This is a genomic window from Streptomyces sp. NPDC001594, from assembly GCF_042893675.1.
Classification (GTDB): Bacteria; Actinomycetota; Actinomycetes; order Streptomycetales; family Streptomycetaceae; genus Streptomyces.
In genome coordinates, this window is record NZ_JBIAVB010000007.1 from 159587 (window position 1) to 172852 (window position 13266).

The 13266-nt window shown below is 74.9% G+C and carries 10 protein-coding genes; 3 read left to right on the forward strand and 7 right to left on the reverse strand.

Translation table 11 applies throughout. The features are described 5' to 3' along the window. Positions 1–7: 7 nt before the first annotated feature. Positions 8–1729, reverse strand: a complete 1722-nt coding sequence (locus ACFY0O_RS16535) for a BCCT family transporter (RefSeq protein ID WP_388947383.1) — start codon at positions 1727–1729, stop codon at positions 8–10. A 143-nt stretch (positions 1730–1872) separates the two neighbouring features. Here ACFY0O_RS16535 and ACFY0O_RS16540 point away from each other — a divergent pair, with 143 nt between their 5' ends. Beyond that, complete coding sequence (locus ACFY0O_RS16540; RefSeq protein ID WP_388947384.1) at positions 1873–3021, forward strand: glycerate kinase; 1149 nt, start codon at positions 1873–1875, stop codon at positions 3019–3021. Between the two features lie 75 nt (positions 3022–3096). Here ACFY0O_RS16540 and ACFY0O_RS16545 read toward each other — a convergent pair whose 3' ends face one another. Continuing rightward, entirely contained in the window at positions 3097–3693 is a 597-nt protein-coding gene (locus ACFY0O_RS16545; protein WP_388947385.1) for a cysteine hydrolase family protein, read from the reverse strand. Positions 3694–3806: 113 nt separating this feature from the next. Between ACFY0O_RS16545 and ACFY0O_RS16550 the strand changes: the two genes are divergently transcribed. Together ACFY0O_RS16550 and ACFY0O_RS16555 are read left to right on the forward strand one after the other, a co-directional pair. After that, positions 3807–4793 carry a helix-turn-helix domain-containing protein gene (locus tag ACFY0O_RS16550; protein ID WP_358894865.1) on the forward strand — a complete coding sequence of 329 codons (987 nt, stop codon included), beginning with the start codon at positions 3807–3809 and terminating at the stop codon, positions 4791–4793. Further along, a complete protein-coding gene (locus tag ACFY0O_RS16555) occupies positions 4790–7579 on the forward strand; it encodes a SpoIIE family protein phosphatase (RefSeq protein WP_388947386.1) in 2790 nt (929 codons plus the stop codon). The genes ACFY0O_RS16550 and ACFY0O_RS16555 overlap by 4 nt, the downstream gene beginning before the upstream one ends. Positions 7580–7592: 13 nt before the next feature. Here ACFY0O_RS16555 and ACFY0O_RS16560 read toward each other — a convergent pair whose 3' ends face one another. The 5 genes from ACFY0O_RS16560 to ACFY0O_RS16580 all read right to left on the reverse strand — a co-directional run bounded on the left by ACFY0O_RS16560 (position 7593) and on the right by ACFY0O_RS16580 (position 13187). Further along, positions 7593–9653, reverse strand: a complete 2061-nt coding sequence (locus ACFY0O_RS16560; protein ID WP_388947387.1) for a SpoIIE family protein phosphatase — start codon at positions 9651–9653, stop codon at positions 7593–7595. A gap of 179 nt (positions 9654–9832) precedes the next feature. Further along, the gene (locus tag ACFY0O_RS16565; RefSeq protein ID WP_388947388.1) at positions 9833–10318 is read right to left on the reverse strand and encodes a DUF3574 domain-containing protein; all 486 of its coding nucleotides are present in this window, start codon (positions 10316–10318) and stop codon (positions 9833–9835) included. 99 nt (positions 10319–10417) lie between these two features. Further along, positions 10418–11362: a DNA-binding protein gene (locus ACFY0O_RS16570; RefSeq protein WP_388947389.1), complete on the reverse strand. Its 945-nt coding sequence runs from the start codon at positions 11360–11362 to the stop codon at positions 10418–10420. Then, the gene (locus tag ACFY0O_RS16575; protein ID WP_388947390.1) at positions 11359–12567 is read right to left on the reverse strand and encodes an MAB_1171c family putative transporter; all 1209 of its coding nucleotides are present in this window, start codon (positions 12565–12567) and stop codon (positions 11359–11361) included. Before ACFY0O_RS16575 ends, ACFY0O_RS16570 begins: the two co-directional genes overlap by 4 nt. Beyond that, positions 12564–13187: a hypothetical protein gene (locus ACFY0O_RS16580; protein WP_388947391.1), complete on the reverse strand. Its 624-nt coding sequence runs from the start codon at positions 13185–13187 to the stop codon at positions 12564–12566. The genes ACFY0O_RS16575 and ACFY0O_RS16580 overlap by 4 nt, the downstream gene beginning before the upstream one ends. Positions 13188–13266: the final 79 nt, after the last annotated feature.

The window sequence follows — 13266 nt, forward strand, 5'->3', positions numbered from 1 at the left end:
GGGTGGTTCACCCCTGCGGGTCCGGCCCGTCCTCGCGGTCCCGCGCCCGGGTCTCGGCGACGCGCCGGAGCCGGGGGTGGCGGGCCGGGCCGCTCTCGCTGACGGCCTCGCCCACCATGGCGCGGACGGCGTCCCGCAGCCCGTGCAGGGCGGGGTGGCGGGCGGGTCCGGCGCCGGGGTCCTCGCGCAGTTCGCGCAGGAGCGCCCAGCACAGCAGCAGCATGACGATCACGAACGGCAGGGCGACGAGGATGGTCGCGGTCTGCAGGGACTTCAGGCCGCCCGCGACGAGCAGGACGGCGGCGACGGCGGCCATCAGCACGCCCCAGGTGACGACGAGCCAGGTGGGCGGGTGCAGGGAGCCGCGGCTGGTGAGGGAGCCCATGACCAGGGAGGCGGAGTCGGCGCTGGTGATGAAGTAGGTCATCACCAGCGCCATGGCCACCCAGGAGGTGAGGGTGCCGAGCGGCAGGGCGTCGAGCATCCCGAAGAGGGAGGCCTCGGCGCCCTCCTTGGCCTTGGCGGCGAGGTCGGCGGCGCCGGTGGAGTCCAGGCGGATGGCGGTGCCGCCCATGACGCAGAACCAGACGACGGTGGCGCCGGAGGGGACGAGGAGCACCCCGACGAGGAACTCGCGGATGGTGCGGCCCCGGGAGATCCGGGCGATGAAGGTGCCGACGAAGGGCGCCCAGGACAGCCACCACGCCCAGTAGAAGATCGTCCACGCGCCGAGCCAGGCGCGGTCGGTGAAGGCGCCGGTGCGGCTGGCCATGGGCAGCAGCTCGTGCAGGTAGCTGCCGACGCTGGCCGGGATGACGTCGAGGACGTAGACGGTCGGGCCGAGCACGAAGACGAACAGCATCAGGGCGGCGGCGAGCACCACGTTGAGGGTGCTGAGCCATTTGACGCCCTTGTGCAGGCCGGAGAAGGCGGACAGCACGAACGCGGCGGAGAGGGAGCCGATGATGACCAGCTCGAGGGTGGTCGAGTCCTGGACGCCGGTGGTGAGGTTCAGGCCCTTGGCGACCTGGAGGGCGCCGAGGCCGAGGCTGGTGGCGGTGCCGAAGACGGTGGCGAAGACGGCGAGCAGGTCGATGGCCTTGCCGGGCCATCCGGCGGCGCGGCGGGCGCCCATGAGGGGGACGAAGGCGGAGCTGAGGCGGTTGCCGCGGCCCTTGCGGAAGGTGGCGTAGGCCAGGGCGAGGCCGGCGATGCCGTAGATGGCCCAGGGGGTGAGGGTCCAGTGGAAGAACGAGTAGTCCAGGGCCGCGCGGGCCGCGTCGCCGGTGCGGGGGGCGGCGCCGCTGGCGGGGGGCGGGGCGAGGTAGTGGGTGAGCGGCTCGCCCACCCCGTAGAACATCAGGCCGATGCCCATGCCCGCGCTGAACATCATCGCGATCCACGCGAGGTTGCCGAACTCGGGCTCGGAGTCGTCGGCGCCGAGCCGGATGCGGCCGAAGCGGCTGAGGGCGAGGACCACGCACAGGACGAGGAAGAGGTCGGCGGCGATCACGAAGAGCCAGGCGAAGTTGTCGAGCACCCAGGCCAGGGCGGAGCCGGAGGCGCTGTCGAACGAGCCCTTGCCGAGCGCGGCCCAGGCGACGACGGCCAGCACGGCGACCACCCCGACGGTGACGACCGCCCCGTCGGGCCGGTCGTCCGGCGGGCCGCCGCCGGGCCCCGCGCCGGGGGCGTCCGGACGGGCCTGTTCCAGTGATTCCGCGCTCATGCGGCCACACTATGCAGGCATATATCCCTATTTAGGTGCATGACGCGCCGCATGTGGCCCAGGCCACTCATGGGCATAGGAGGATCCTCCGGATAAGCTCATGGCGGCGCGACTGCACTGTTCGATAGCAAGGGATTAGCAAGGTGACGGACGGAGCAGTAACTGAGGCCGCGCGCGTGCTCATCGCCGCGGACAAATTCAAGGGCTCGCTCACGGCCGTTCAGGTCGCGGAGCGGGTGACGGCCGGGCTCCGCCGGGCCGTACCGGGCGTGGAGGTCGAGACCCTCCCCGTCGCGGACGGCGGCGACGGCACGGTCGCGGCCGCCGTGGCGGCCGGGTTCGAACGCCGGGAGGTCCGGGTCACCGGTCCCCTCGGCGAGCCGGTCACGGCCGCGTTCGCGTTCCGTGACGGCACCGCCGTGGTCGAGATGGCCGAGGCCTCCGGGCTGCAGCTGCTCCCGGCGGGGACCTTCGCCGCGCTGACGGCGACCACGTACGGCTCCGGCGAGCTGCTGAAGGCCGCGCTGGACGCGGGCGCGCGCTCGATCGTCTTCGGTGTGGGCGGCAGCGCCACCACCGACGGCGGCGCGGGCATGCTCGCCGCGCTGGGCGCGGTGTTCCTGGACGCGGACGGCGAGCCGGTGGGCCCGGGCGGCGGGGCGCTGGCCTCGCTGGCGTCGGCGGACCTGTCGGGCGTGGACCCGCGGTTCGCGGACGTGGACTTCGTCCTGGCCAGCGACGTGGACAACCCGCTGACGGGTCCCAAGGGCTGCGCGGCGGTGTACGGCCCGCAGAAGGGGGCTTCGCCGGAGGACGTGGCGACCCTGGACGCGGCGCTCGGCCACTACGCGCGGGTGTTGGAGAAGGCGATCGGCCCCAAGGCCGCCGAGCTCGCCGCCTCCCCCGGTGCGGGCGGCGCGGGCGGTATCGGCTACGGCGCGCTGCTGCTGGGCGCGAGCTTCCGGCCGGGCATCGAGCTGATGCTGGAGGTGCTCGGCTTCGCCCCGGCGCTGGAGCGGGCCACGCTGGTGATCACCGGTGAGGGCTCCCTGGACGAGCAGACCCTGCACGGCAAGGCCCCGGCCGGTGTCGCGGCCGCGGCGCGGGCCGCCGGCAAGCCGGTGGTGGCGGTGTGCGGGCGGCTGCTGCTGGGGCAGGAGGCGCTGGAGGCCGCGGGCATCCGCAAGGCGTACCCGCTGACGGACCTGGAGCCCGACCCGGCGAAGTCCATCCCCAACGCCGGTCCGCTGCTGGAGCGTGTCGCGGAGAACATCGCCGCCGAGGTCCTCTGACCCGGCCGCCCGCCGCTCCCGAGGCCCGGTACCCCTTAGTGGGGTGCCGGGCCCCGGCATTTCGGGGCGGTGCCGCTACGACGCCTCGGCCGCCGTCAGGAGCTCGGCCGTGCTGACCACGCGGGCGAAGCCGCCGCCGTGGAGGTTGACGGCGGTGGCCGCCGCCAGCTGGGCGGCGGTCAGGGTGAGGCCGCCCGGACCCGTGAGGTCGAACGTGTGGGTGGCGTCCAGCGGGACGAGGACCTCGTAGCCCAGGTTCCCCGCCATCCGGGCGGTGGTCTCGACGCACATGTTGGTCTGGATGCCGACGACCACCAGCTGGCGGATGCCCTGGGCGGTCAGCCACTCCCCCAGGTCCGGCGTGCCGTAGAAGGACGAGTTGACCGTCTTGGTGACCAGGAGGGACTCCCGGCCGGCCCGCTCGGCGACGAAGTCCTTGAAGGCGTGGCCGGGGCTGTCCGCGGCGAGGACGGACCCGGGCCGCAGGGAGGCGTGCCGGACCAGCACCAGCGGGCGGCCGGACTCCTCCCAGGCGTCCATCAGCGCGGCGATGTTCCCCTCGGCCGCCGGGTTGTCGCGCGGGCCCCAGAAGGAGGAGTCGTCGAAGCCCTTCTGCACGTCGATGACGATCAGGGCACTGTCGGGGGCGATCTCGATCGCGTTCTCGGTCATGGCTCGATCATGTCCGGCGGGAGCCGGGCGCCCCAGGGGCGGCGGGGACCCGAAACGATGGGTTCCTGCCAGCCTGGCAGGAACCCCGGGACGGGCTCTGGCAGAGTGGCCGCATGCACCGCGTCGCGATCGTCGCCCAGCCCGGGATCCGCGCCTTCGACCTCGCCGTCGTCACGGAGGTCTGGGGACCCGACCGCAGCCGCAGCGGGGTGCCCCCGTTCGAGCTGCGCCGCTGCGCGCTGGAGCCCGGCCCCATCGCCCTGCCCGGCGGGCTCACCCTGGCCCCCGACCGGGGGCTGGAGTGGCTCGACGAGGCCGATCTGGTCGTGGTGCCGGCGCTGGCGGAGCCCTCCGACCCGACGCCGGGGCCGGTGCTGGCCGCGCTGCGGCGGGTGCACGCCCGGGGCACGCCGGTGGCGGCGCTGTGCGCGGGGGCGTTCGTCCTCGCCGAGGCGGGGCTGCTGGACGGGCGGCGGGCGGTGACGCACTGGTGGCTGGCCCCGCAGCTGGCCGCCCGGTACCCCGCGGTGCTGGTGGAGGAGGCCCCGCTGTTCGTGGAGGACGACGGGCTGTGGACCTCCGCCGGGGTGGCCTCGGGCATCGACCTGTGCCTGCACCTGGTGCGCGAGGCCCACGGGGCGGAGGCCGCCGCCGCCGTCGCCCGTTCGATGGTGACGGGCCCGTTCCGCGCCGGGGACCACGCCCAGTACCTGGACCGGCCCGTCCCGGCCGCCGACCGGACCGCCGAGGCGCTGGCCGCCGTACGCCAGCAGGCCCTGCGCCGGCTGCACGAGCCGCTGGACGTGGCCACGCTGGCCCGCTGGGCGGGGATGTCCCCGCGCTCCTTCGCCCGGCACTTCGCGGCCTCCACCGGCGCCACGCCCCACCAATGGCTGCTGAGCCGCCGGCTGGACGAGGCCCGCAAGCTGCTGGAGCGCACCGACCACCCGGTGCCCGAGGTGGCCCGCCGGGCGGGGTTCGCCAGCGAGGTCACCTTCCGCCAGCGCTTCGCGGCGGCCTTCGGGCGCAGCCCGCGCGCGTACCGCACGGCGGCGGCCAACGCTCCCACAACCGGTGACAGTGTTAGAAATGGCTCATGACCGGACGTTCGGGTCGGCACAGGGAGACGCGGCCGGCGAGCCTGCTCGCGCGCCTCTCCCTGGCCCGGAACAGTCTCGCCGGCCAGGTCTTCTCCCTCCAGGCGCTCATCGTGCTGCTGCTGATCACGGCGGCCTCGCTGGCCCTGTTCTTCCAGGCCCGCTACGACGGCGAGAAGGACGCCCGCAACCGCTCGCTGGCCGCCGCCGAGGCCTTCGCGCACGCCCCCGGGCTGCCCGCCGCCCTGGCCTCCCCGGACCCCACCGCCGAGCTCCAGCCGCTGGCCGACGCCGCCCGCAAGGCCTCCGGGCTCGATTTCGTCGCCGTCCTGACCACCGACGGCGTCCGCTACACCGACGCCCGGCCCGACCTGATCGGCAAGCGGGCCACCGGCGACCTCGCCCGGGCGGTCGCGGGGCAGCCCTTCACCGAGGTGTTCCGGGGGGCGCCCAGTGACGCGGTCCGGGCGGTCGTTCCCGTGCGGGACGACCGGGGCAAGGTGGTCGGGCTGGTCTCCACCGGCATAGAGATCGAGAACGTGGGCCATGTGGTCGAGGGGCAGCTCCCGCTGCTGATCGGGGCGGCGGTGGGCGCCCTGCTGCTGGGCACCGCCGGGGCGGGCCTGGTCAGCCGGCGGCTGCGGCGCCAGACCCGGGGCCTGGGGGCCGCGGAACTCGCCCGGATGAACGAGCACCACGAGGCGGTGCTGCACGCCGTGCGCGAGGGGGTGCTCATCATGGGCGCCGACCACCGGCTGCTGCTCGCCAACGACGAGGCCCGCCGGCTGCTGGACCTGCCGCCCGACGCCGAACAGCGGGACGTCGGCGAGCTGGGCCTCGATCCGCGCACCGCGGAACTGCTGCTGTCCGGGCGGGTGGCGACGGACGAGGTCCACCTGGCGGGCGACCGGCTGCTGGCCGTCAACGTACGGCCCACCGCGCCCTTCGCCGGACGGCCCTCGGGCAGCGTGATGACCCTGCGCGACACCACCGAGCTCGCCGCGCTCTCCGGCCGCGCCGAGGTGGCCCGGGAACGGCTCCAGCTGCTGTACGACGCTGGGGTGCGGATCGGCACCACCCTGGACGTGGTGCGCACCGCTGAGGAGCTGTCGGAGGTGGCCGTGCCGCGCTTCGCGGACTTCGTCACCGTCGAGCTGCTGGAGCCGGTGCTGCGCGGGGACGAGCCCACGCCGGTGGCGGGGATGCACGCCCGGATGCAGCGGGCGGCGATGACGGGGGTGCGCACCGACCAGCCGCTCCAGCCGGTCGGCGACACGATCTTCTTCGCGGTGCCGAACGCCCCGATGGCGGAGGCCCTGGACGCCGGGCAGGCGGTGCTCGCCGCCGACCTGAACGCGGCGATGGGCTGGCGGGCGGCCGACGCGGCCGGGACGCGGGTGGCGCTGGAGTACGGGTTCCACTCGCTGATCTCCGTACCGCTGCAGGCGCGGGGCGTGGTGCTGGGGATGGCGAACTTCTGGCGGGCGGCGGACACCCCGGAGGCCTTCGACGAGGAGGACCTGTCCTTCGCGGAGGAGCTGGGGGCGCGGGCGGCCGTCTCCATCGACAACGCCCGCCGCTTCACCCGCGAGCACGCCACCGCCGTGACCCTCCAGCGCAGCCTGCTGCCCCGGGTGCTGCCGGACCTGAGCGCGGTGGAGACCGCGTTCCGCTACCTGCCGGCGAAGGCGGGGGTGGGCGGGGACTGGTTCGACGTGATCCCGCTGCCGGGGGCGCGGGTGGCGCTGGTGGTGGGTGACGTGGTGGGACACGGGGTGCACGCGGCGGCGACGATGGGGCGGCTGCGGACGGCCGTGCACAACTTCTCGACCCTGGACATGCCCCCGGACGAGCTGTTGGGGCACCTGGACGAGCTCATCGACCGGATCGACCAGCTGGAGGGCGTCGAGCCGGCAGGGGGCGAGGAGTCCGGCGAGGGGGTGGAGGAGCCGGCCGGCATCACTGGCGCCACCTGCCTGTACGCCGTCTACGACCCGGTGTCGGGGCACTGCGTGATGGCCAGCGCCGGCCACCCGGGGCCGGCCCTGGTCCACCCCGACGGGCGGGTGGAGTTCCCCGAGCTGCCGACCGGGCTGCCGCTCGGGGTGGGCGGGATGCCCTTCGAGGCGGCGGGGCTGGCGCTGCCCGAGGGCAGTCGGCTGGTGCTGTTCACGGACGGGCTGCTGGAGGACCGGGACCGGGACTTCGACGCCGGGCTGGAGCTGCTGGGCCGGACCCTGGCCCGGCCGGGCCGCAGCCCCGAGCAGGCCTGCGCGGACGTGCTGGCGGCGATGCTGTTCCCGGCGCCCAGCGACGACATCGCCCTCTTGATCGCCGAGGCCCGGCGGCTGGATCCGCACCGGATCGCCGAATGGGAGGTGCCCGACGACCCCTCGGCGGTCTCCCGGGTGCGCCGGGCGGCGGCCGGGCAGCTGGAGGCGTGGGGGATGGAGGAGCTCTCGTTCACGGCCGAGCTGGTCCTGAGCGAGCTGATCACCAACGCGATCCGGTACGGGAACGAGCCGATCCGGGTCCGGCTGCTGCACGACCGGAACCTGATCTGCGAGGTCTCCGACGCCAGCAGCACCTCCCCGCACCTGCGCTACGCGGCCACCACCGACGAGGGCGGCCGCGGGCTGTTCCTCGTCGCGCAGTACGCGGAGCGCTGGGGCACCCGCTACACGGAACGGGGCAAGGTCATCTGGGCGGAGCTGTCCCCCGCGGCGGGCGGGGAACCGCAGCTGCCGCCGGGCCTGGACCTGGACGCGCTGGGGGACCTGGCCTGGTAGGAAGCCGCCCGGCCTAGGTCGTGCGGGCGAGCAGGACCGCGACGTCGTCCTGGGGGGCGGCGGGCAGCAGCCGGGCGAGGACGCCCTCGCACAGTTCCTCCAGCGGCAGGGCGGGCTGCCGCAGGGCGCGGGCGAGGCGGTCCATGCCCTCGTCGAGGTCCCGGTCGCGGGCCTCGATCAGCCCGTCGGTGTAGAGGGCGAGGAGGGTGCCCGGGGGCAGCCGGACCGTCTCGGTGCGGAAGTCCTGGCCGCCGGTGCCCAGCGGGGTGCCGGGCGGCCCCTGGAGGAAGGCGACGGTGCCGTCGGCGGCGACCACGGCGGGCGGCGTGTGCCCGGCGCGGGCGATGACGCAGCAGCCGGTGGCCGCGTCGTGGACGGCGTAGACGCAGGTGGCCATCTCGTCCTCGCCGAGGTCGCGGACGGCGGCGTCCAGGGAGCGGAGCATCCGGGCGGGGGGCACGTCGTGCCGGGCGAGGGTGCGCACGGCGGTGCGCAGCTGTCCCATGACGGCGGCGGCGTGGATGCCGTGGCCCATGACGTCGCCGATGACCAGGCCGGTGCGGCCGCGCGGCAGCTGGATGACGTCGTACCAGTCGCCGCCGACGTCGTGGTCGCTGGCGGGCAGGTAGCGGCCGGTGAGCTGGAGGCCGGGGACCTCGGGGAGGGCGCTGTTGGTGAGGCTGCGCTGGAGGGTGAGGGCGGCGTGCCGCTGGGTGGTGTACATGCGGGCGTTGTCGATGTTGAGGGCGGCCCGGGCGACGAGTTCGTCGACGAGGACGCAGTCCTGCGCGTCGAAGGGTTCGCGGCTGCGCAGCCGGGTGACGGCGACGGCGCCGAGCACCTTGCCGCGGGCGACGAGCGGGACCATGCGGGCGGAGCCGAGGCCGGCGAGGTAGGCGCGCAGTGCGTCGGCGCGGGGGTCGGTGATCAGGGCGGGGACGTCGGAGGCGTAGAGGTTCATGGGCACGCCCTCGGCGATGACCCGTTCGTAGACGGAGCCGGCGGGGATCTGGAGGGTCTGGCCGGGGGCCAGGCGGGCGGTGGGGGCGGCGGGGTCGGGGAAGGTGGCGGCCAGGCGGCGCATGACCCCGTGGGTCGCGGCCGGCGCGGCGTGGGTCTCGTCGGGGTCGAGGACGGCTTCGAGGAGTTGGACGTCGGCGGAGTCGGCGAGCTGCGGGACCAGCACGTCGACGATCTCCTGGGCGGTGCGGCCCAGGTCGAGGGTGGTACCGATGCGGGTGCCGGCCTCGGCGAGGAGGGCGAAGCGGGTGCGGGCGCGTTCGGCCTCCAGCTGGGCGCGCTGCCCTTCGGTGATGTCGATGAGGGAGGCGATCAGGCCGAGGGTGCGGCCGCTGCCGTCGAGGAGCGGGGCGTAGGAGCAGGACCAGGTGTGGTCGTGGCCGGGGTCGGCGGGGGTGCGGCCGGTGCGGCGGACGTCGAGAACGGCGGTGCCGCGTTCCAGCACCTGGCGCATGGTGGCCTCCAGGGCGGTGGCGTTGACCCCCGGGACCACCTCGGTGAGGCGCCGGCCCAGGTGGTCGGCGGCGGGGACGCCGTTCATCCGGGCGAGGGCGTCGTTGACGCGCAGGAAGCGCAGGTCGGGGCCGAGGGTGGCGAGGCCGATCGGGGACTGGGTGAAGAGGCTCTGGAGGGCGGCGAGGGAGTCCCGCATGCGCAGGACCTGGGAGGTCTCGACGGCGATGAGCATGGCGCCCCGGCGGCCGCGGGGGTCGGCGGCGGGCACGATCCACATCTCCATGGCGACGGGGTGGCCGTCGCGGTGGCGGACGGGGAGGGTGCCGACGACGGTCTCGCCCGCCTGGACGCGGCGGGTCAGGTCGTCGGCGAGCCCGTGGTTGGCCTCGGGGACGAGGACGGCGGTGCCGGGGCGGCCGAGGATGTCCTCGGGGCGGTGGCCCAGGAGTTCCTGGGCGGCCAGGGACCACTCCACGACGATGCCGTCCGCGTCCTCCCGCCACAGGGCGATCGGCAGCAGCTCGCGCAGGACGCCCGCGTACCCGACGGCCGCTTCCGGCGGATCGGGCACCCTGCTCGCCGACTGGTACGTGTCCAAGGCACCGACCTCACCCCGAGGGGTCCGATTCGTACCGATTCACCCTATCCGAGCGCTCGGTGCGGGGCGCTGTGGCGGGGGCGGAACGGAGGGGGCGCGGCGGCGCGCGCGGGGGCGCCCGGCGCCGGGGCCGCTCCCCCGGCGCCGGGCGTCCGCCGCAGCGGTCTGGATCCGGACGGTCAGAAGTCGACCTGGGCGTGGACGTCGGCCCGGCCCACGGACTCCAGCTCCCAGGTCTTGCAGTACAGCCTGCGGATGTACTCGATGTCGGCGTTGCGGGCGGCGGCCTCGCGCACCGGGTACATCACGGTGAGCTCGTACGATCTCTCGCTGTTGATGTCGCCCTCCTTGTCACGCCACTGGCCGCGGCCCTCCTGGAGGGTGAGCCCGGAGGGGAACCGGGGGGTGATGACGTCGGCGAGGAACTTGTTGAACTCCGCCTCGGTGATCGGCGGGTTGCCGTTGTGCCGGCCCGTGCCGAAGTAGAGGTGCGTGGAGATGTACGGGGTGCCCTGCAGGTCGGCGGCGGGCTGTGCGGCCGGGGCGGCGGCGGAGGCCGTGGGCGTGCCGAAGGCGGCCTGGGACACCGGACCGCCGAAGGCGAAGAGGAGGGCCGCCGCGGCCAGCAGGCCGGCGGCGGGCGTCGAGATCCGTGGAGAGCGCATGGGGTCGTCCGATCTGTGGAGTGGTGGGTGGTGGGTCCGTGTCGCGCGTGGTGGGGGCCGCCCGGCGGGTCCGTCGCGCCGGGGGCGGCCGGGGGCCGGCTAGGCCGGCAGGGACTGCCGCAGGTGGACGGCCGCGTCCCGGAGGGAGGCCGGGGCCCCTCGGCGGTGGTGCAGGCCGACCGCGGTGGCGGCCAGCGTCTCGGTCGTGCGGACCGAGCCGATGGCGGCGGCCCGGGGGGCGATCCGCCCGATGAGCTCCTCCGCCTCCCGCCAGGCACCGGCTCCGGCGAAGGCCGCGAGGAGCTCGGCGGTGAACAGGTGCCGGTAGGAGGGGCCGGGGGCGGTGGCGGCCTCGTACAGCAGGGGGATGGCCCGGTCCCAGCGGCGCAGCCGGGCATGGACCCAGCCCAGGTGGCCGAGGAGCTCGGTCTGGTCGATCCACCACGCCCAGTGCGGGTCGCGGGCCGAGATCCCGTCGAGGAAGCGGCTCTGGGCCCGGGCGATCAGCCGCAGGGGTTCGCGGTCCGCGCCGAGCAGGGCGGTGGCGTGGGCCCGGCGGATCAGGACGAGGCCGGCGACGCGGGCGGGCAGCGGGCGCGACCCGGCCGCGGCCCGTGCGGCGGCGTCCAGGGCGGCGCGGGGGTGGCCGGTGTGGGTGGTGAGCATGCTGTGGTTGAGCAGGGTGAGCCGGGCCGTCCAGCGGTCCCCACACAGGGCCGCCAGGGCCAGGGCGCGCGCGTTCATCCGGTGGGCGCGGCGGTAGCGGCCCGCGTCGAAGAGGATCCAGCCGATGACCTCGGCCAGCTCGGCGAGGGCGGCGAGGGGCTCGGGGCCGAGCCCGCGCAGGGTGTGCGGAGCGGCCGCCAGCTGCGGGAGCGGTCGCACGGCCTCCCGTACGGCGGCCACGGCGGCGGTCGCGCCCCGCCCGGCGTCGAGGGCGACCAGGCGTGCGACGGCCCCCGCGGCCAGGGGGACCAGGGCGCCGGGGTCTGCGGGGTCCGCGGGGTCCGCGGGTGCCCCCGCCTCCCGCCCGGGTGCCGTCATGACGGCAGGCCCGCGTCGACCGGACCGGGGCGGCCCTGGCCGAGCCGGTTGAACGAGGAGGCCACCTGGCTCAGCCATTCCACCTCGTCGCGGAAGTCCTCGTACGGCGGCCGCGCGGGGATCTCGGAGGCGTCGGCGCGCTCGGCCCGCTCCTCGGCGGGCCGGCTGAGGACGGCGCGCACCTGGAGGGCCTCGCCCAGGGGCGAGGTCGGGTCCTCGGGGAGGTCCAGGGAGCGGGCCACGCGGGAGAAGTCCTCCAGGGAGAGGGAGGTACGCAGGATCAGCTGGCCGTCGCGGATCTCGATGACGCGGCGGTAGAGGCGGTAGTGCGGGTCCCGGGGCGGTACGAGGTCGCGCAGCCGGGAGCGCGGCGGGTCCAGGGCGATGTCGGGCGAGGCCTGGTACAGCGCCCACCACAGGGGCCGCAGCCGCCGCCAGGAGCGGTAGGAGCGGATCCAGCCCCGGGCACGGGTGATGCGGATGCCCCAGGAGGGGATGGTCCAGCCGGCGATCTGGAGCAGGGCGCCGACGCTGCCGGCCGTCCACTGGATGGGGTCGAGGGCGCTGCCGTCGAAGTCCAGGCGGGTCCCGGCGATCTGGACGCCGCGGGTGACGCAGTAGACGAGGATCATGCTGGCGCCGACGGTGACGGTGCGCATGCCCACCTTGAGCCACTGGCGGTTGGCCATGGTGGTGAAGCGCAGCGACAGGCGCACGGTCTCGAACTGCCCGACCGCGCAGATCAGCAGGTAGAACGACATGTACACGGCGTATCCGCCGTGCTGGATGCTGAGCAGGATGGTGGAGGTCGCCGTCTCCGAGTGGGCCACGGGGCCGACGTAGAAGGAGGAGACGACGAGCACCGCGAGCGCGCCGCCGAAGCCGAGGACGCGCCGGCGGGCCATGCGGCGGGCCTCGGCGGGCGGTGAGGACCAGTAGACGAGGACCACCTGCTGCGCGGCGGTGAGCACCACGACCGCCGCCTGGGTGATCAGCGAGGTGATGTTCGGCAGCCCGAAGAAGGCGGAGATGTGCAGCCGCAGCAGGTCCAGGTCGACCAGGAAGCTGATCCCGGAGCAGAGGAAGTAGGTGCACAGCGCCCACAGGGCGATGTCGTGCCGTCGGCGCAGCAGGTCCGGGAGCCGGTAGGCGAAGGCCGCGAGGCCGACGAAGGCACAGACCCACGCGAGGATCGCGTAGATCACGCCGGCCCCTGCTCGGGCCTGCCCAGGCCGCTCTCTATCCGGGCCACTATCTCGGCGGCCGCTTCCGGCACCCCCCAGGCGGGCTCGGTCCACCGCTTGTTGGCCCGGGCCAGGATCAGGGAGGCCATGGTCTCGGCCTCCTGCTCCTCGTCGTCGCTGTAGCGGGAGCGCATCAGGACGCCGCGCACGGCCTCGGGGTCGACGTCGGAGAACAGCGCCCCCGCCTCGCCCCCGCCGCCGGCCCCCTCCGGCGCCCGCGTCGCGGGTCCGGCCTGGTCCAGTTGCAGGGACCCCTGGTGGTCGAAGGCGATATGGGCGAGTTCGTGGGCGATGATGTGTTCCTTGTGCGACGCCGAAGCCGCCTTCTCGAAGGCGATGATGTCGAAGTCATCCGTTTTCAGCCATATCCCGAACAGGTGGCGTTCGGGAAAGGCCGTCGGGATCAGGTGGATGGGACGCCCGCGCCGCTCGCTGAGGTGCGCGTGGAGCTCGTCGATGCCGCAGCCGTGCTCCATGCCCCATTCCGCGAGCAGCCCTTCGCAGGTCCGGCGCACCCTCTTCAGCCGCCGCCTGAGCCTGCGGTCCTCCGACGCCGGTAACGCGGAGCCAGGTAACTTCATCCCTCAGTCCTCCGGCGAACCCAGCGGTCGACAACGCGGCCATGATGCCACACGGCCAACTGCCCACCGTCCTCTGTGA